Source organism: Gordonia sp. w5E2 (assembly GCF_036540975.1).
GTDB classification, from domain to species: domain Bacteria; phylum Actinomycetota; class Actinomycetes; order Mycobacteriales; family Mycobacteriaceae; genus Gordonia; species Gordonia jacobaea.
This window is the reverse complement of sequence record NZ_CP144213.1, coordinates 3,563,826-3,581,605: the sequence shown is the minus strand read 5'-3', so window position 1 is coordinate 3,581,605 and position 17,780 is coordinate 3,563,826. Positions and strand designations below refer to the sequence as shown.

The following is a 17,780-nucleotide window of genomic DNA, read 5'->3' as shown; positions in this document are numbered from 1 at the left end:
CCGACGCGGCCTGGCTCAGCCAGCCGCCCGCTCGACGGTGAGGAGGCTCTCGGCGCTGTGTTCGGCGCGGTAGGCCGCCTCGCCGCCGCGGACTCCGAACAGGCGCTTGCTCCAGATGAGCCAGACCACCGCGGCGACGTTGATCGCGAGCAGCAGCACCTTGAACACGGTCACCTTCTCGACGAGTTCGTAGACCTCGAGCGGGATGAAGATGCTGGTGACGATCACCGCGAAGTACTCGCCCCAGCGTTTGGCGAACCACAAGCCGTACGCCTCGACGAACTGGCTGATTCCGTAGGCGAGCAGCGCACAGCCGACGAGCACGATGGTCGCCGTCGACAACGTGGTTGCCTTCTCGATCCACTGCACGACCTTGGAGTCGTCGATGTTCCAGCCGATCTGGTCGGCGATCGGTTTGAGGAGCGGCATCTCGGCGTCGAACTTCTCGTGCAGAGTCTGTTGGCTGTTGCGCAGCTCGATCACGAATATGCCTGCGATGACGAGAAAGACTCCGCGGATCAGGCGCTCGACGGCCAGCAGTCGCATGATGATCAGGTCGCGCAGCAACCGACCGCGCGGAACCTCCGGCGCCTGGTCGGCGGGACCGCTGCTGCGTGGTGAGCCGACGGCGTAATCGCCGCAGCGCAAGCACCGCCACGCGTCGCCGACGCTGGTCTCGGTGTGCAGGTGATCGGCGAGGTCGGACTCGTCGGGACGATAGGTCTCGTGGCCGCGTAGGCCGCAGGAGATCAGTTCCCAATTCACCGCAGCAGCCTAGCCCTCGACGGCAGGCGGGTCACGACGCCGCGGCGATCTCACCTGGTTGAGTGACCTCGTCACCGCCGTTGACTCCGACGCTTGCCGCGTACAGCAGGTCGCGGAAGTCGCCGACGACCGGACGCTCGGGCGACCACACCATCCGAATCCAGGATGTGTGCGGCGCGATGTCGAGATCTACCGCGACGAGTTGCCCGGCGGCCGACGTACGGCCGATGGCGAACTTCGGGGCCATCACCACTCCGAGGCCGTTTGCCGCCCAACTGAAGGCGACAACGAGGCTCGGCATGGATTCCATCGGTTCGGGCAGCATGTCCTCGATGCCGAGGTGTGTCGCGCACCGTCGGGGGCCGCTCAGGATGTGCTCGCCGACAAGGTCGGCGATGGTGAGGCGCTTGTGTCGAGCAAGCGAATGGCCCGAGGCCATCGCGATTGCGGTGGTGACGGGGACCAGGTCGGCGTAGCAGACGTCTGTGCGCTGCGTCGCCGGCAGGAGCCAGCGGTCGGCCGCGTCGTCGTGCATGTCGAGTACGAGTCCGACGTCGGCGCTGCCCGACGCCACCGCGTCGACGACGCGCGTGGGGTCACTGAGTGTGTCCACGGCGACGGTACTGCCGGGAACCCGGTTGCCGAACTCGCGCAGAATGCCGGGGATCTGTGTGGCGACCATGTGTTCGGTGCTCGCGACACGCAGGGGCGCGGTCGTGGCCGCGGCCGTGACGGAACGGCCGAGTCTGGCCCAGCGGTCGAGGAACTCGGGGCCCTGGGCGGCCAGCACGAGTCCGGCGTCGGTCAGGCGCATCCCGCTCGACGAGCGGTGATATAGCTGCACTCCGAGGACGCGTTCGAGCACCCTGATCTGCTGCGACACCGACGATGGGGCCAGGTCGAGGGCAGCCGCGGCACCGAGGACAGTGCGATGCTCGGCGACCGCCAGAAAGGTCCGTACGTGTCGGATTTCCATGAGTGCTACTCCTCGCTTGGGGCCGGGAGGCATGACGCATCGGATGGTGTTCGGAAAAACCGCACACTCCCTGCGTCTATTCCGGTCGATCGACGTCGGGCGTCAGCAGCATCCTGATGCCGTGCCAACGACAACTCGCGAACCCTCCAGATCACGACGCCGCTCGGGCGAGGTCATGCGTGGTCGCACCATCAGCAACGTCGGGGTCTCGCTCGGCTACCTGTTGGTGCTGGTCGACTCGACTGTCCTCAACGTCGCGCTACCGGATATAGCCAGGTCGCTGGGTGGGAGTGTCGCCGGACAACAGTGGGTCGTCAGCGCCTACCTGGTCACCTTCGGTGCACTGCTGCTGAGTTCCGGGGCGATCGCCGACCGCTATGGCGCCTTGCGCACGTACCGGGTCGGCGTATTTCTCTTCGTGCTCACGTCCGTGTTGTGCGCTCTCGCTCCGACGCTGCTGATCCTTATCGTCCTGCGCGCATTCCAGGGCGCTGCGGCCGCGCTGATCCCGGGGACGACGCTGGCACTCATCGGGAGGATGAATCCAGAACCAGCCGACAGGCACCGCGCGATCGGCCTCTACGCGCTGGTCACCGGGTGCGGTTTCGCGGCAGGTCCGACCGTCGGTGGAATCCTCATCGCCGCCGGTGGGTGGCGGTGGATCTTCCTGATCAACGTTCCGGTGGGAGTTCTCGCGCTGGCCTGGAGTCGATACTTTCCGGCTGACCCGAAGGCACGCGACCGCGGTGCCCGACTCGACGTGCGCGGACAGGTACTCGCGGTGGTGTTCTTCGCGCTCGTGGTCGTCGTCATCATCGAAACGGGGGAGCGATCGCCAATCGCGGCGTGGGCGCTGATCCCGACGGTGTGTGCGGCCGGATTGCTCTACTGGTCGGATCGACGCAGCGCCGCCCCGGCGATTCCCGTGCGTCTGCTCCGCATCCCGCCGATCCTGCGAGGAACGTTGTACGGCTTCACAATTCAGGTGGTGATGGCGTCGACGCTGTTTGTCGCGAGCCTGTATCTGATCAACGCACGCGGGTTGTCGCCGTTGGGAGCGGGCCTCGTCCTCATCGCCTACACGTTCGGGCCATGCGTCCTCGGCCCGGTTGTGGGGCGCGTGGTCGCCGCGCGTGGGCCGCAGTTGCCGGCGTTGCTGGGCCAGTCCGCGGCTGTGGTGGGTTCTGTCGCGATCGCCGCGGTGATGTTCGTCGGCGGACCATTGTGGGCGTTGATTGCGACGATGCTGATAGCCGGAGCGGCATTACCGCTGGTGATCGTGCCGATAACCGGGCTCGTCGTAGCGGGTGCTCCTGCGGGTTCTGCGGGTACGGCAGGCGGCCTGTTCAGTGCGTCGCGTCAACTCGGCGGGGCGTTCGGTGTCGCCGCACTCGGGGCGGTGTTGGCGTCGGTTGGTGGTGCCGACGGCGCAGCGTGGGCGATGATGGCCGCGGCCGTCGTGGCGGCGATAGCCCTTCTCGGTATGGTCGTACGTCCGCATCGCGTGCGGTGACGCAAAGGTCGCTGCGGCCATCGATTTGGGTCTGGCCAGCCGATTCTCTACACTAGAACGGTTGCCTGTGCACCTTCGCGTGTCCGCACTCGGGTCACGGCTACAACTGAATAGTCTCCGGTGCTGGCGAAATGCCAAGGGCACCGGCGGCGAGAACCTATTCACTATCCACTTCGTGGAAGGCCCACCGCAGGTCACAGGAGAAATCCTGACGATCGGCGCTGCATGGGAACCGCTACGAGAAAGGTTGACGGTCAACCATGACCATGACTGACCCGATCGCAGACTTCTTGACACGTCTGCGTAACGCCAATTCGGCGTTCCATGACGAGGTGACCCTCCCGTCGTCGAAGCTCAAGGTGAACATCGCCGAGATCTTGAAGCGCGAGGGCTACATCACCGATTACCGCACCGAAGATGCGGAGGTCGGCAAGAACCTCGTCGTCTCCCTCAAGTACGGCCCCAGCCGTGAGCGCTCCATCGCAGGACTGCGCCGCGTGTCCAAGCCGGGCCTGCGGGTGTACGCAAAGTCCACCAACCTGCCCAAGGTCCTGGGCGGCCTCGGCGTGGCCATCATCTCCACGTCGTCCGGTCTGCTCACCGATCGCCAGGCAGCCAACCAGGGCGTGGGCGGCGAAGTCCTCGCCTACGTCTGGTAAGGGGAGGTAAGCACAATGTCGCGTATCGGTAAGAATCCGATCGAGATCCCCGCGGGCGTCACCGTCTCCATCGACGGACAGACGGTCACCGTGAAGGGACCCAAGGGCGAGCTGAGCCACGTTGTCACCAGCCCCATCCAGGTGGCGCAGGAAGACAACACCATCGTGGTGACCCGCCCCAACGACGAGCGTCGTAACCGTGCACTGCACGGTCTGAACCGCTCGCTGGTTGCCAACCTGGTCGACGGCGTGACCAAGGGCTACACCACGAAGATGGAAATCTTCGGTGTCGGCTACCGCGTCGCAGCCAAGGGTCGCGACCTCGAGTTCGCGCTCGGTTACAGCCATCCCGTGCCGATCGAGGCTCCCGAGGGCATCACCTTTGCCGTCGAGTCGCCCACCAAGTTCTCGGTGTCGGGTATCGACAAGCAGCAAGTCGGCCAGATCTCGGCGAACATCCGCCGCCTGCGTCGTCCCGACCCCTACAAGGGCAAGGGCATTCGCTACGAGGGTGAGCAGATCCGTCGCAAGGTCGGAAAGACGGGTAAGTAAGCCATGAGTGATACAGCAACCAAAACTGTCCGCAAGCCCATCGGCAAGGACGTGTCGACCCGTCGTCGCACCGCGACCGGAAATCGTCACTTCCGCCTTCGCAAGAAGGTCAGCGGAACGCCGCAGCGTCCGCGTCTGGCCGTCAAGCGCAGCAGCCGTCACATCCACGTGCAGCTGATCGACGACCTCGCGGGCAAGACCCTCGCAGCAGCGTCGACCATCGAGGCTGACGTGCGTGCAGCCGGCGGCGACAAGTCGGCACAGGCTCGTCGCGTCGGCGAACTGATCGCCGCTCGCGCCAAGGCCGCAGGTGTCGAGGCCGTCGTGTTCGACCGTGGTGGCAAGAACTACCACGGCCGTATCGCCGCGCTCGCCGACGCCGCCCGTGAGGGAGGCCTGCAGTTCTGATGATGACCAGCAACAACAGCAAGACCAACATGACCGGAGGGAACCTCTGATGCCCGGACGTCAGCGTGACGGCGGAAACGGACCCGCCGGTAACGACAACAACAACAACCAGGGCGGCAACGACCGCCGCGGTGGCCGCGATCGTCGTAACGACCGCGGACGCGATCGTGACCAGGAGCGCAACCAGCTCGAGCGCGTCGTCACCATCAACCGTGTCTCCAAGGTGGTCAAGGGTGGACGTCGGTTCTCCTTCACCGCTCTCGTGGTCGTCGGCGACGGCCAGGGCATGGTCGGTGTCGGCTATGGCAAGGCCAAGGAAGTTCCGGCCGCGATCCAGAAGGGCGTCGAAGAGGCTCGCAAGAACTTCTTCCGCGTTCCGCTGATCGCAGGCACCGTGACCCACCCGGTTCAGGGTGAGGCTGCGGCCGGTGTCGTGATGCTGCGTCCGGCAAGCCCCGGTACCGGTGTCATCGCCGGTGGCGCGGTGCGTGCCGTGCTCGAGTGCGCAGGCGTGCACGACGTCCTCGCCAAGAGCCTCGGCTCCGACAACGCGATCAACGTGGTGCACGCGACCGTGGCCGCACTGAAGATGCTGCAGCGTCCCGAAGAGGTCGCCGCACGTCGCGGTCTGCCGATCGAAGATGTGGCGCCGGCCGGTATGCTCCGGGCGCGCGCAGGCCAGGGAGTGTAAGACATGGCACAGCTGAAGATCACCCAGGTGAAGGGCACCATCGGTGCCAAGAGCAACCAGCGTGACAGCCTGCGGACCCTTGGACTCAGGGGCATCCGCCAGACCGTCACCCGCGAGGACACCCCGATCAACCGCGGTTTGATCAACGTGGTTGCACACCTCGTGACAGTCGAAGAGGTTTAAGAGCAATGACCATCAAACTCCATCACCTTCGCCCCGCTCCGGGCGCGAAGACCGATAAGACCCGTGTGGGTCGCGGTGAGGGGTCCAAGGGTAAGACCGCCGGTCGCGGCACCAAGGGCACCAAGGCACGCAAGAACGTGCCTGCAGCCTTCGAGGGCGGCCAGATGCCGATCCACATGCGGTTGCCGAAGCTCAAGGGCTTCACCAACCCCAACCGGGTCGAGTACCAGGTCGTCAACGTCGGCGACATCGCCAAGCTGTTCCCGCAGGGCGGCACCATCGGCGTCGACGAGCTCGTCGCTGCCGGTGCGGTTCGCAAGAACCAGCTGGTGAAGGTCCTCGGCGACGGTGAGCTGAGCGTCGCGGTCAACGTGACCGCGAACAAGTTCACGGCGTCGGCCAAGGAAAAGATCGCCGCTGCCGGTGGCAGCACCACTGAACTGTAAGAGTTCGTTTCTGACCACAGCGGACGGCAGCACTGTTCTGCCGTCCGCTGTGGTGCCAGCGGGCCGGTTCGTCGAGCTCATCGGGTGTGCATGCACGTACAACGCGCGCCGGGTCGGGCGAGCGGGCTCCGAAAACTTCAGGTGGTGCGGTCCCGCAGAAGTGCCGGCCGTGGCTGCCGGTAGAGTTTCTGGGGTTGCCGCACAACGCAACCACCGATCAACGTCGATTGCCGAGCACGTGGGGGTGGGGTCCGTCTGGCCCCCGAACAACCCGAGCGTGGTCGTTCCTAGGAGGAGTTAGTGTTTTCCCCCCTCGTCGCGGCCATTCGGACGCCCGATCTGAGGAAGAAGATCCTCTTCGTCATCGGCATCATCGTGCTGTATCGCCTCGGCGCGACGGTCCCGTCGCCCGGCGTCGACTACAAGACCGTGCACGCGTGCATCGATCGCATCAACAGCGGTGGCGGCAACCAGGTCTACTCGCTGATCAACCTGTTCTCCGGTGGAGCGCTTCTGCAGCTCTCGGTGTTCGCGATCGGCATCATGCCCTACATCACCGCGAGCATCATCGTGCAGCTGCTCACCGTGGTCATCCCGCGGTTCGAGCAACTCCGTAAGGAGGGCCAGTCCGGTCAGGCCAAGATGACGCAGTACACCCGCTACCTCACCGTGGCGTTGGCACTGCTCCAGTCGACCGGCATCGTCGCCCTCGCCGACCGCGGCACACTGCTCCCGCAGGAGTGCGGCAACGTTCTCACCGATCAGTCGATCTTCGGTCTGTCGATCATCGTGCTCGTCATGACCGCAGGCGCCTGCCTCGTCATGTGGTTCGGTGAGCTGATCACCGAGCGCGGTATCGGCAACGGTATGTCGCTGCTGATCTTCGCGGGCATCGCTGCTCGCATCCCCGCCGAGGGTCGGGCGATCCTCACCAGCCGTGGCGGCCTGGTCTTCGGTCTCGTGTGTCTCGCGGCGCTGATCATCATCGCGGGCGTGGTCTTCATCGAGCAGGGCCAGCGTCGAATCCCGGTGCAGTACGCCAAGCGGATGGTCGGCCGGAAGATGTACGGCGGGTCGTCGACCTATCTGCCGCTCAAGGTCAACCAGGCCGGCGTCATCCCGGTGATCTTCGCGTCGTCGCTGTTGTATCTGCCGCAGTTGATCGTGCAGCTCACCAAGAGTGCCGACGGCACCGAGTCGGGCTGGCAGTCGTGGGTCTCGCGCTATCTCGCCGACCCGAGTAGCTGGGTGTACATCCTCGTCTACTTCGCCATGATCATCTTCTTCACGTACTTCTACGTCGCCGTCACCTTCAATCCCGAAGAGCGTGCCGACGACATGAAGAAGTACGGAGGATTCATCCCCGGTATCCGTCCCGGCCAGCCGACGGCTGATTACCTAGGCTACGTACTGAGCCGCATCACGCTCCCGGGCTCGATCTATCTGGGTATCATCGCTGTACTGCCCAACCTCTTCCTCGAGATCGGCAACAGCGGGGGAGTGCAGAACCTGCCATTTGGGGGCACGGCCGTGTTGATCATGGTCGGCGTGGGTCTGGACACGGTGAAGCAGATCAACAGTCAATTGATGCAACGCAAGTACGAAGGATTCTTGAAGTGAGACTTGTTTTTCTCGGCCCCCCCGGCGCTGGCAAAGGGACTCAGGCAGAACTGCTGTCGGAAGCTCTTGGCATTCCGCACATCTCCACCGGCGACCTGTTCCGCGCCAACATCTCTGAGGGCACCGCGATCGGTATCGAGGCGAAGAAGTACCTCGACGCCGGCGACCTGGTGCCGCCGGAGATCACCGTCGACATGGTCCGCGCACGCCTCAGCGAGCCCGACGCGTCGAAGGGCTTCATCCTCGACGGCTTCCCCCGCTCGATCGAGCAGGCCGAAGCGCTCAACTCGATCCTCGCCGACCTGGACACCGAGCTCGACGCTGTTGTCTCGTTCGTCGTCGACCCCGACGTCGTCGTGGATCGCATGCTCGCGCGCGGTCGCGCCGACGACACCGAAGACGTGATCCGTAACCGCATGGCGGTGTACGACAAAGAGACCGCGCCGCTGCTCGAGTACTACGGCGACCAGGTCAAGACCGTCGACGCAGTCGGCGAGGTCGACGAAGTCCACCAGCGAGTGCTGAGCGCGCTCGGCGTCAAGGTCTCCTAGAGTATCGATCCGCGATGAGGCTCCGTAAGACCAAACGTGTTCCGTTCCGCAGCCCTGGCGAGCTAGACGCCATGGCTGCGGCGGGAGCCGTTGTGGGGCAAGCACTCGTCGCGGTACGCGACGCCGCGAAGGTCGGGGTGAGCACCCTCGAACTCGACGAGGTGGCCGAGTCTGTGATCCGGGGCGCGGGTGCGGTCCCGTCGTTCAAGGGCTATCACGGGTTCACCGGCTCGATCTGCAGCTCCGTGAACGACGTTGTGGTGCACGGAATCCCGTCGTCAACCGTCGTGCTCGCCGAGGGAGATCTCGTCTCGATCGACTGCGGCGCCATTCTCGACGGCTGGCACGGCGACTCCGCGTGGACCTTCGGGGTGGGCGAACTCTCGCAGGCCGACCAGGACCTCTCGGACGCGACACGGCTGTCGATGGAGGCAGGCATCGCCGCAATGGTCGACCGCGCACGCCTCACCGACATCTCGTACGCCATCGAGACCGGAACACGCAAGGCGGAGAAGACCTTTGGACGCGGCTTCGGGATCGTCGACGGTTACGGCGGCCACGGCATCGGGCGCGAGATGCACCTCGATCCGTTCCTGCCGAACGAGGGCGATCCCGGCCACGGTCCGTTGTTGGTGATCGGCTCGACGTTGGCGATCGAGCCTATGCTCACGCTCGGCACCACCGAGACGACCGAACTTCCCGACGGCTGGACCGTCGTCACCGACGACGGCTCGCGCGCCGCCCACTGGGAGCACACCGTCGCGGTTACTGCCGACGGTCCACGCATTCTGACGCAGCGCCCTGCTTGACTTTTCCGGGTGCCCGTTCTTGCGTCGCCCATTCTTTCCGGTTGCCCATTCTTTCCGGTTGCCCAGACGCGCGGTTTCCGCGCCTGTGGGCAACCGCAAGTAGCTCCCGGTTCGGTCGTGTTCACGGCCAATTCATGTGACGTGGTCCACGCGACACCTTCCGGACGTCGGCGGGCAATCATCTCGTTCGCAATCCGTAAGATCGGGGCTGAATACTGCCCGGGTGTCGTCAGTCAACGAGCGGGTGCTTCCGTCGTCGCGCGCCCGGTCGTGGCGTAGCTACGCGCTGTTCATCGCGCTCGTAGCGCCCAATCTGGTGCTGCTCGGAGTGTTCACGTATCGACCGCTCATCGAGAACATCCGAATGTCGTTCTACGACTGGAACATTTCGTCGCCCGGCGCCGACTTCATCGGGTTCTCGAACTACACGGAATGGTTCACGCGCGCCGATACCTGGACCATCGTCGTCAACACCGTGGTCTTCACCGTTGTGGCGGTGGCGGGCAGTATGGCACTGGGACTCGCGTTGGCGCTGTTGCTCGACCGGAAGCTGCGTGGCCGAAACCTGGTGCGATCCATTGTGTTTGCGCCGTTCGTACTCTCCGGCGCAGCGGTGGGTATCGCGTTTCAGTTCGTATTCGATCCGAGCTTCGGTTTGATCAACGACCTGATGCACCGGCTGCACCTCGGGTCGGCACCGGACTTCTACCAGCAACCGCACTGGGCTCTGTTCATGGTCACGGTGACCTACGTGTGGAAGAACCTGGGCTATGCGTTCGTGATCTACCTTGCAGCGTTGCAGGGGAAGCGAATCGACCTCGACGAGGCGGCAGCAATCGACGGGGCCAGCCGCTTCACCTACTTCCGTCGGGTTCTGCTGCCACAGCTTCGTCCGACGACGTTCTTCCTCTCGATCACCGTGCTGCTCAACTCATTACAGGTCTTCGACATCATCAACGTGATGACCCGCGGAGGCCCGCTCGGCAACGGCACCACGACGATGGTCTACCAGGTCTATGAAGAGACGTTCCGCAATTTCCGCGCCGGCTACGGAGCGACGGTTGCGACGATCATGTTCGTCGTGCTGCTCGTCGTCACCGTTGTGCAGGTACGCGTGATGGATCGGTCGCAGGCATGAGCGAGATCGTGATGACGGAGTCGACGACGTCGGGTGACGCGGCGTCGACGACGAGTCCCGCCGGCCCCGACCAACGCGCAAAGGCGTACGCGCGGCGCAAACGCGTTGCCACGGTGTTCGGTTACCTCGCGATGGTCGTCGTCGTGCTCCTGGTGGCGCTACCGCTCGTGTGGATCCTGTTGGCGTCGTTCAAGGATCGATCCGAGATCTACGTGCAGCCCGCCGTGTGGTGGCCGTCCGTGTGGCACCCGGAGAACTACAGCGAGGCGACGACGTCGGTTCCGTTCTGGGACTTCATGCGGAACTCGGTGATCGTGACCTCGATCCTGGGCGTCGTGAAGTTCGCACTCGGGGTGCTGAGCGCGTACGGGCTTGTGTTCCTGCGGTTTCCGTTCAAGAACCTGGTGTTCATCGTGATCATCGCCGCGCTGATGGTGCCGAATCAGATCACGTCGATCACCAACTACGCATTCATTGCACAGCTCGGGCTGCGCAATACGTTCCTCGGCATCATCCTGCCGCTTGCGGGCGTCGCATTCGGAACGTTCTTGATGCGCAACCACTTTCTGTCGATACCCCAGGAGATCATCGAAGCCGCACGCATGGACGGCGCCGGTCACTTCCGGCTACTGACCCGTGTGGTGTTGCCGCTGTCGATCCCGACGATGGTTGCCTTCGCGCTCATCACGCTCGTCAACGAGTGGAACGAATACCTCTGGCCGTTCCTGATGGCCGACGACTACACCGTCGCGACGCTGCCCGTCGGGTTGACGCAGTTGCAGAACAACGACGGCCTGACCAACTGGGGGCCCGTGATGGCCGCGACGGTCCTCGCCATGCTGCCGATGCTCGTCGTCTTCCTGCTCCTGCAGCGCCACATGATCAAGGGCCTGACCTCCGGGGCGGTGAAGGGGTGATCTCGACAGGCTCGATCAGCGGTGGGGACGGCTCGATCAGCGGTGGGAGCTCGATCAGCGGGGTCGGCTCGATCAGCGGCGCATTTCCGCTGGTTGAGCAGGCCGCGAGCGTAGCGAGCTGCCGTGTCGAAACCACTGTGCACTTCTGCGGTGGGGGCTCGATCGACGGGGTGGGTGATCTCGACAGGCTCGATCAGCGGGGTCGGCTCGATCAGCGGTGGGGAGCTCGATCAGCGGTGGGAGCTCGATCAACGGATAGGGCTCGATCGGCGGGTGTCGAAACCACCTGCGCGACAGACAGAGAACGACAAACAGTGGGGAACAGGAGCACACGAATGCACGAGTTGTCTCGCCGCGGTTTTCTCGCGGCTGGTGTCACGTTGGCGGCAGGCCTGGCGGTATCGGCTTGCGCCGGGTCGGGGAGTTCAGAGGGGTCCGACGACGGGGGTGACGCCAACAACCTGACCTTCTGGTCGAACCACCCGGGCAAGTCGACGGCGGTCGAGAAGGAGTTGATCTCGCGCTTCGAGAAGGCCAATCCGGGTATCAAGGTCCAACTGGTCGACGCCGGAAAGAACTACGAGGAAGCGGCGCAGAAGTTCAACGCCGCGCTCTCGGGCGGGTCGCTGCCGGACATCATCATCCTGTCCGACGTGTGGTGGTTCAACTTCGCACTCATCGGTGCTATCGCGCCGCTCGACGACCTGTTCGGCAAGGCGGACGTCAACACCTCCGACTACGTCGATTCGCTTGTGGGCGACTACAAGTGGAACAACAAGACGTGGGCACTGCCATACGCGAGGTCGACACCGCTGTTCTACTACAACGCCGACGTCTGGAAGCAGGCGGGACTGCCTGCCCGCGGGCCGCAGAGCTGGCAGGAGTTCGACGAGTGGGGTCCGCGTATCCAGGGTGTCGTCGGTGGCGGTAAGCAGGCGCACGGCTGGGGCAATGCCGTCGACTACCTTGGCTGGACGTTCCAGGGTCCCACGTGGACTTTCGGTGGTGCCTACTCCGACGAGTGGGATCTGAAGTTCACCGATCCCAAGACGATCGCCGCCGCCAACTACCTTAGTGAGTCGATCAACACCAAGCGCTACGCGAAGATATCCAACGACATCGCAGGCGATTTCAGCGCCGGCATCATCGCCTCCACGGTGGCATCGACCGGCGACCTGTCGGGAATCACCAAGAATGCCAAGTTCAACTTCGGCACAGCGTTCCTGCCTGCGCCCGACGGAACGGTTGGTTGCCCGACGGGAGGCGCGGGCCTTGCGATCCCGGCGCGAATCTCCGACGCGCGAAAGGTCAACGCGCTGAAGTTCATCAACTTCATCACCGACACTGACAACACGGCGTACTTCTCGCAGAACGTCGGGTACATGCCGGTCCGGAAGTCGGCGCTGAACGACCCGTCGATGGTGGCCTTCCTCGACAAGAACCCCAACTTCAAGACGGCGATCGACCAGTTGCCGAAGACCAAGCCGCAGAACTACGCTCGCGTCTTTGTGCCCGGTGGCGACAAGATCATCGGTACGGGCTACGAGAAGATCGGCCTGCAGAACGCTGACGTCAACGACACCATGGCCGATGTGAACAAGCAGATCCAACAGATCTACGACACCCAGATCAAGCCGAAGTTGCCGAAATGATGAGCAGCACAATCGGTATCGGCCACGTCAACAGAGACTCGGCCATTATCGACGCAGTGGGAGCGTGACGTGGCGGTAGTGACATTCGACGGGGCGACGCGTCAGTTCAGTCCTGACGCGTCGCCCGCCGTCGACCATCTCGACCTCGAGGTGGCAGACGGAGAGTTCATGGTGCTCGTCGGGCCGTCGGGATGCGGCAAGTCGACGACGCTTCGTATGCTGGCTGGCCTCGAGTCGGTGGAAGCGGGTTCCATCAGCATCGACGGACAGGACGTCATCGGTCTCGAACCCAAATCCCGCGATGTGGCGATGGTGTTCCAGAACTACGCGCTGTACCCCAACATGACGGTCGCGCAGAACATGGGATTCGCGCTACGCAACGCCGGAATGTCGAAGAACGACACGGCAACCCGCGTGTCCGAGGTCGCCGCGATGCTCGAACTCGAGGAGCTGCTCGACCGCAAACCGTCGAAACTTTCCGGCGGCCAGCGTCAGCGAGTGGCGATGGGACGAGCAATTGTTCGGCGTCCCAAGGTCTTCTGCATGGACGAGCCGCTGTCGAACCTCGACGCCAAGCTGCGTGTGAGCACCCGCGCGCAGATCGCCGCACTACAGCGTGAATTGGGTACGACGACGCTCTACGTCACGCATGATCAGGTCGAGGCCATGACGATGGGCGATCGTGTCGCGGTGCTCCGCAAAGGTGTTCTGCAACAGGTGGGTAGCCCGCGCGAAATCTACGCGCGCCCGGCAAACACCTTCGTCGCCGGGTTCATGGGCTCACCTCAGATGTGTCTGATCGACGTCGACATCGACGCCGGCCGTGCGCATCTCGGCGACGCCGAGATCGCCGTTCCCCGTTCAGCGCCACAGCGGTTGGTGGTCGGGCTGCGGGCTGAATCGTGGCAGGTCACGGGTCCGGGGACGCTCGGTTCACTAACGGCGCGTATCGAATTGGTCGAGGAACTGGGGTCCGAGCAGTTCGTCTACTGCTCGGCCGACGTCGCCGTTCGAGACGGACGGATCGTCGTCCGTGCCGACCACAGGCACGAGTTCAAGGTCGGTGAATCGCTCGGCCTGATCCCGGATGCAGGCGAATTGCACTGGTTCGAAGGGGATTCGGGTATTCGTCTCTGAGTGGTCGACCACCTCAGCGGGCAGCGAGCGACGAGATCAGTGCGTCGATGGGCACCATGCCTATGTACTGACCGTTCTCGTCGCAGCACACGAGCGGGTCGAACCGCGTGTGCCTCGGCCGGGTCATGGCACGTCGCAACACTTCTCGTCGATCGGCGGCACGATTGACGCGCATTGTGTTGTGCCGAGCGACATCTCGCTCACCGCACCTGGCCGCGAGGTGGATCGGGCCTCGCTTGCGTCGAGCAGAGCTATTGCCGCGACCTCCGGGTTGGCGTCGAAGATCGTCCGCAACACGGCATCGTCGGAGTCGGCGGATGCCGTCTGGCCCGCTTCGATGAAGGGTGCCACGGTCTCTCTCGATTCGCACAGATCGCGCGTCCGCGTCTTGAGCAGCGGATCGATTCCAGTCATCGCCTCGGCCGGTCTTCCCAGCAGGTATCCCTGTCCGAGCGGCACCCCGAGCTGGCGCAACCGATGGAGGTCATCAGATGACTCGATGCCCTCGGCGATCAACCAGGCGTCGATTCTGCTGGTGAATTCGCCGAACATTTCGACGAGCGCCGACTTCGCCGGATCGCGGTGCAGGTCTGCCACAAGCGAACCGTCGAGCTTCACGAAATCGGGGTGCAGCGTCAGGATGTGGTGCATGCTCGCGTATCCCGCGCCTGCGTCGTCGACAGCGACGAATCCGCCGAGCTCGCGCACTCTCGCGATGGCAGCAGCAACCTGGTCGTAGTCGGTGACGATGGCGTGCTCGGTGAGCTCGAATACCATCCGGTCGAGCGGGCCGACCTCCAACAATTTCTGTATGGCATTGGAGAGCAACACCTCGGGGGAGATGTTCACCGTCAGAAAAGTCCGACGCGGCAGCGAGGCCCTTGTCGACAGTGCCTTTTCGAGGACGAGTGCACTGAGGTCGGCCTCTCGTCCGATGCGGGCAGCCGCCGCAAACCACTGATCGGGGCTGACACGCGGTTGCGCCGAGAACCTGCTCAGAGCTTCGTAGCCGACGACCCTCAACTGCGGTAGATGGGCGATGGGCTGGAATACGACCGTCGGGGCCTGAGCCGAATGGATCAGAGCATCCACTTCACGCTCTAGCTCCGACTCGACTCGCGCCCCCAAAGACTGTGTGTTGGCGCGGTCGGAGGAACTCATTGATCAACAATCACTTCACGGACACGAGCGACTGTTGTCGGGGACAGCTCATCGAGCCCGTGGTCGTCGGCGGCATGCGCGGCGACACGGTCGAGAATTTCGTCCTCGGTTGCCGCCTCGAACGTTGCCTCGCAATTCGGAATGACCGCACCACACCAGAAGCTCTTCATCACGTCCCTTTCTGATTGGTCGCAATTGAGAATTCTTCATGGGAGCCCGCGTCGTTACACGAGACGCGATCGGCACGGCTGTACAGGACCATCGACTCGCCCCGAACAAACCCGGCAAGGGTCAGCCCCTGCTGCTCGGCGAGGTCGGCGGCCAGCGACGACGGCGCCGAGACCGCCGACAACATCGGAATGCCTGCCATGATCGCCTTCTGCACCAGCTCGAAGCTTGCACGCCCGGACACCTGGAGGATCTGTCCGCGCAGGGGGAGCAGGTCGCGTGCCAACGCCCACCCGATGACCTTGTCGACGGCATTGTGGCGCCCGACATCCTCGCGGACCACACGCAGCTCACCGGTGCGACCGTCGAACAGAGCCGCCGCATGCAACCCGCCTGTCTTCGCGAAGACCTTCTGGTGCTCGCGAAGGCGGCCGGGTAGATCGAGCACGGCGTCGGCGTCGACGATCAGCGGATCGTCGGAGACGTCGAAACGCGAACGCGTCGTGACGGATTCGATGCTGTCCTTGCCGCAGACCCCGCAGGCACTCGAAATGGTGAAGTCGCGCGACAGAGACGAATCGGGCGACGCGACGCCAGGCGCAAGCGCGAGATCAAGCACGTTGTACAGGTTCACCCCATCGCTCCCGGCGCCGGCGCAGTAGCGGGCCGTGAGCAGGTCCTCCGCTCGAACCAGCACGCCCTCGGAGACGAGGAATCCCGACGCGAGTTCGACATCGTGTCCCGGGGTCCGCATCGTGACCGCGAGCCGTTCGCCGTTGACTCGCATCTCCAACGGCTCCTCGACGGCCAGCACGTCGACGCGCGGTGTTGCCTGCGCACCGCGACGGACGCGAGTAACGCGACGTCGTGCTGTGATCCGGCCCATGCAAACCACGGTATCCGGTGGTCGGCGACTCGCCCACCCGATCAGCGGCTCCCTCAGACGTCGAGAACGAGCGTCACCGGGCCGTCGTTGACCAGCGACACCTCCATGTGCGCGCCGAAACGACCCGTCGCGACGGTCGCTCCGGCTGCACGCAGTTCCGCGACCACGGCGTCGACGAGCGGTTCGGCGACCGGGCCGGGTGCCGCGGCGTTCCACGAGGGACGTCGACCCTTGGCGGTGTTGGCGTACGAGGTGAACTGGCTGATCACCAGGATCGGAGCGTCGAGGTCGGCCGCGGAGCTCTCGCGTCCGTCCGGACCGTCGAGGATGCGTAGCCGCCAGATCTTGTCGGCCAGCTTCGTCGCGTGTGCCGGAGTGTCGTCGTGGGTGACCCCGACGAGCGCGACGAGACCGAAGCCGCCGGGCGCGATGTCGAGTTCGCCGACCGTCTCGCCGTCGACGGTCACCTTCGCCTGACTTGCTCGTTGGATCACTGCACGCATGCCGACCAGCATCACAGATCGGCCGCACCCACCCGCTGCTGGGCGAGTACGTCGGACATCAGATGAAGATCTGGTGACGACTTCGACGCGTCGGAATACCGGCGAGCGGAGATGAGGTTCGCTGTGAACATGACCGCTTCATCCAGGGCAGCGCAGACCAAGGCAGAACACATCGCCAAGTTCGGCACCTACGGCGCGTGGGGTTGGTTCAAGCAGTTCTCGCCAGACGAGGCACGCCAGATCGAAGAGCTCGGATACGGGACCATCTGGCTCGGTGGATCGCCCAAGAATCTGCACCCCATCCGCACGATCCTCGAGGCGACCGAACACATCACCGTCGCCACCGGAATCGTGAATATCTGGAACTCCGTCCCGTACGTGATCGCCGGTGAGTTCCACGCACTCGAACGCGACTTCCCCGGCCGTTTCTACCTCGGAGTCGGTGCCGGGCATCCGGAGGCGACGTCGGAGTACACGACGCCGTTCAAGGCTGTCGGACGCTACCTCGACGCTCTCGACGGCAAGCAGGTTCCGCCCAACCGTCGACTGCTGGCCGCACTCGGACCGCGCATGCTGCGGATGTCGGCCGAGCGGTCACTGGGCGCCCATCCCTACCTGACCACTCCCGAGCACACCGCCGAAGCCAGGAAGATCCTCGGACCCGACGCCTTGCTCGCTCCCGAGCACAAGGTGGTGCTGACCGAGGACGCCGACGAGGCACGTGCCGTGGGTCGCCCACCCGTCGACCAGCCGTACCTGCATCTGAGCAACTACACCAGGAACCTCAAGCGTCTCGGGTACACCGATGAGGACATTGCCGACGGGGGCAGTGACGCGTTGATCGACGCCCTCGTCGCGCATGGCACCCCAGCGCAGGTGAAGGCTCGACTCGACGAGCACCTTGCTGCGGGCGCCAATCACGTGACGATTCAGGTGCTCGGTTCGGAGACGCCCGTCGAACAACTGGCCGCGATTATCTCGGCGTAGCAGTACCCAAGACGATCACCTGCGCGGTGCCGGCGAGGCTCGACGACACGCTGGGCGC

The 17,780-nt window shown here is 64.3% G+C and carries 21 protein-coding genes; 15 read left to right on the top strand and 6 right to left on the bottom strand.

Annotated elements, in window-relative coordinates; all coding sequences use genetic code 11:
• Nucleotides 1-15: 15 nt before the first annotated feature.
• Entirely contained in the window at nt 16-765 is a 750-nt protein-coding gene (locus tag RND64_RS16280; RefSeq protein ID WP_049698870.1) for a DUF2127 domain-containing protein, read from the bottom strand.
• Nucleotides 766-796: 31 nt separating this feature from the next.
• A complete protein-coding gene (locus RND64_RS16275; protein ID WP_049698871.1) occupies nt 797-1,741 on the bottom strand; it encodes a LysR family transcriptional regulator in 945 nt (314 codons plus the stop codon).
• Nucleotides 1,742-1,862: 121 nt separating this feature from the next.
• On the opposite strand from RND64_RS16275, the gene RND64_RS16270 reads away from it, so the two are divergent.
• The 14 genes from RND64_RS16270 to RND64_RS16205 all read left to right on the top strand — a co-directional run bounded on the left by RND64_RS16270 (nt 1,863) and on the right by RND64_RS16205 (nt 14,017).
• A complete protein-coding gene (locus RND64_RS16270; RefSeq protein WP_160318049.1) occupies nt 1,863-3,254 on the top strand; it encodes an MFS transporter in 1,392 nt (463 codons plus the stop codon).
• Nucleotides 3,255-3,514: 260 nt separating this feature from the next.
• Nucleotides 3,515-3,913: a 30S ribosomal protein S8 gene (gene rpsH, locus RND64_RS16265; protein ID WP_005170410.1), complete on the top strand. Its 399-nt coding sequence runs from the start codon at nt 3,515-3,517 to the stop codon at nt 3,911-3,913.
• 15 nt (nt 3,914-3,928) lie between these two features.
• Nucleotides 3,929-4,465 (top strand): 50S ribosomal protein L6, encoded by a 537-nt coding sequence (gene rplF, locus RND64_RS16260; RefSeq protein ID WP_005208387.1) that lies wholly within the window; start codon nt 3,929-3,931, stop codon nt 4,463-4,465.
• 3 nt (nt 4,466-4,468) lie between these two features.
• Nucleotides 4,469-4,873, top strand: coding sequence for a 50S ribosomal protein L18 (gene rplR, locus RND64_RS16255; protein WP_049698873.1), 405 nt, complete (start codon nt 4,469-4,471; stop codon nt 4,871-4,873).
• A gap of 49 nt (nt 4,874-4,922) precedes the next feature.
• Nucleotides 4,923-5,564 carry a 30S ribosomal protein S5 gene (gene rpsE, locus RND64_RS16250; RefSeq protein ID WP_005170418.1) on the top strand — a complete coding sequence of 214 codons (642 nt, stop codon included), beginning with the start codon at nt 4,923-4,925 and terminating at the stop codon, nt 5,562-5,564.
• 3 nt (nt 5,565-5,567) lie between these two features.
• On the top strand, nt 5,568-5,747 hold the full coding sequence (gene rpmD / locus RND64_RS16245; protein WP_005208385.1) for a 50S ribosomal protein L30: 180 nt from the start codon (nt 5,568-5,570) through the stop codon (nt 5,745-5,747).
• 5 nt (nt 5,748-5,752) lie between these two features.
• Nucleotides 5,753-6,193 carry a 50S ribosomal protein L15 gene (rplO, locus tag RND64_RS16240; RefSeq protein ID WP_049698874.1) on the top strand — a complete coding sequence of 147 codons (441 nt, stop codon included), beginning with the start codon at nt 5,753-5,755 and terminating at the stop codon, nt 6,191-6,193.
• Between the two features lie 300 nt (nt 6,194-6,493).
• Nucleotides 6,494-7,813 (top strand): preprotein translocase subunit SecY, encoded by a 1,320-nt coding sequence (secY, locus tag RND64_RS16235; protein WP_049698875.1) that lies wholly within the window; start codon nt 6,494-6,496, stop codon nt 7,811-7,813.
• Nucleotides 7,810-8,364, top strand: coding sequence for an adenylate kinase (locus RND64_RS16230; protein ID WP_049698876.1), 555 nt, complete (start codon nt 7,810-7,812; stop codon nt 8,362-8,364). Before secY ends, RND64_RS16230 begins: the two co-directional genes overlap by 4 nt.
• 14 nt (nt 8,365-8,378) lie before the next feature.
• Complete coding sequence (gene map / locus RND64_RS16225) at nt 8,379-9,173, top strand: type I methionyl aminopeptidase (protein WP_049698877.1); 795 nt, start codon at nt 8,379-8,381, stop codon at nt 9,171-9,173.
• Between the two features lie 223 nt (nt 9,174-9,396).
• Complete coding sequence (locus RND64_RS16220; RefSeq protein WP_197494630.1) at nt 9,397-10,311, top strand: carbohydrate ABC transporter permease; 915 nt, start codon at nt 9,397-9,399, stop codon at nt 10,309-10,311.
• A complete protein-coding gene (locus tag RND64_RS16215) occupies nt 10,308-11,228 on the top strand; it encodes a carbohydrate ABC transporter permease (protein WP_152930055.1) in 921 nt (306 codons plus the stop codon). Before RND64_RS16220 ends, RND64_RS16215 begins: the two co-directional genes overlap by 4 nt.
• 335 nt (nt 11,229-11,563) lie before the next feature.
• Nucleotides 11,564-12,880, top strand: coding sequence for an ABC transporter substrate-binding protein (locus RND64_RS16210; RefSeq protein ID WP_049698878.1), 1,317 nt, complete (start codon nt 11,564-11,566; stop codon nt 12,878-12,880).
• 69 nt (nt 12,881-12,949) lie between these two features.
• A complete protein-coding gene (locus RND64_RS16205) occupies nt 12,950-14,017 on the top strand; it encodes an ABC transporter ATP-binding protein (RefSeq protein ID WP_049698879.1) in 1,068 nt (355 codons plus the stop codon).
• Nucleotides 14,018-14,140: 123 nt separating this feature from the next.
• On the opposite strand, the gene RND64_RS16200 is transcribed toward RND64_RS16205, so the two are convergent.
• The 4 genes from RND64_RS16200 to dtd are packed head-to-tail and all read right to left on the bottom strand — an operon-like array spanning nt 14,141 to nt 16,735.
• Nucleotides 14,141-15,178 (bottom strand): EAL domain-containing protein, encoded by a 1,038-nt coding sequence (locus RND64_RS16200; protein WP_231894363.1) that lies wholly within the window; start codon nt 15,176-15,178, stop codon nt 14,141-14,143.
• Entirely contained in the window at nt 15,175-15,348 is a 174-nt protein-coding gene (locus tag RND64_RS16195; protein ID WP_064870713.1) for a DUF1059 domain-containing protein, read from the bottom strand. The genes RND64_RS16200 and RND64_RS16195 overlap by 4 nt, the downstream gene beginning before the upstream one ends.
• Nucleotides 15,348-16,232, bottom strand: a complete 885-nt coding sequence (fdhD, locus tag RND64_RS16190) for a formate dehydrogenase accessory sulfurtransferase FdhD (protein WP_049698880.1) — start codon at nt 16,230-16,232, stop codon at nt 15,348-15,350. The genes RND64_RS16195 and fdhD overlap by 1 nt, the downstream gene beginning before the upstream one ends.
• Before the next feature lie 53 nt (nt 16,233-16,285).
• Nucleotides 16,286-16,735, bottom strand: a complete 450-nt coding sequence (gene dtd, locus RND64_RS16185; protein WP_049699049.1) for a D-aminoacyl-tRNA deacylase — start codon at nt 16,733-16,735, stop codon at nt 16,286-16,288.
• Between the two features lie 129 nt (nt 16,736-16,864).
• On the opposite strand from dtd, the gene RND64_RS16180 reads away from it, so the two are divergent.
• Nucleotides 16,865-17,722 carry an LLM class F420-dependent oxidoreductase gene (locus RND64_RS16180; protein ID WP_049699050.1) on the top strand — a complete coding sequence of 286 codons (858 nt, stop codon included), beginning with the start codon at nt 16,865-16,867 and terminating at the stop codon, nt 17,720-17,722.
• Nucleotides 17,723-17,780: the final 58 nt, after the last annotated feature.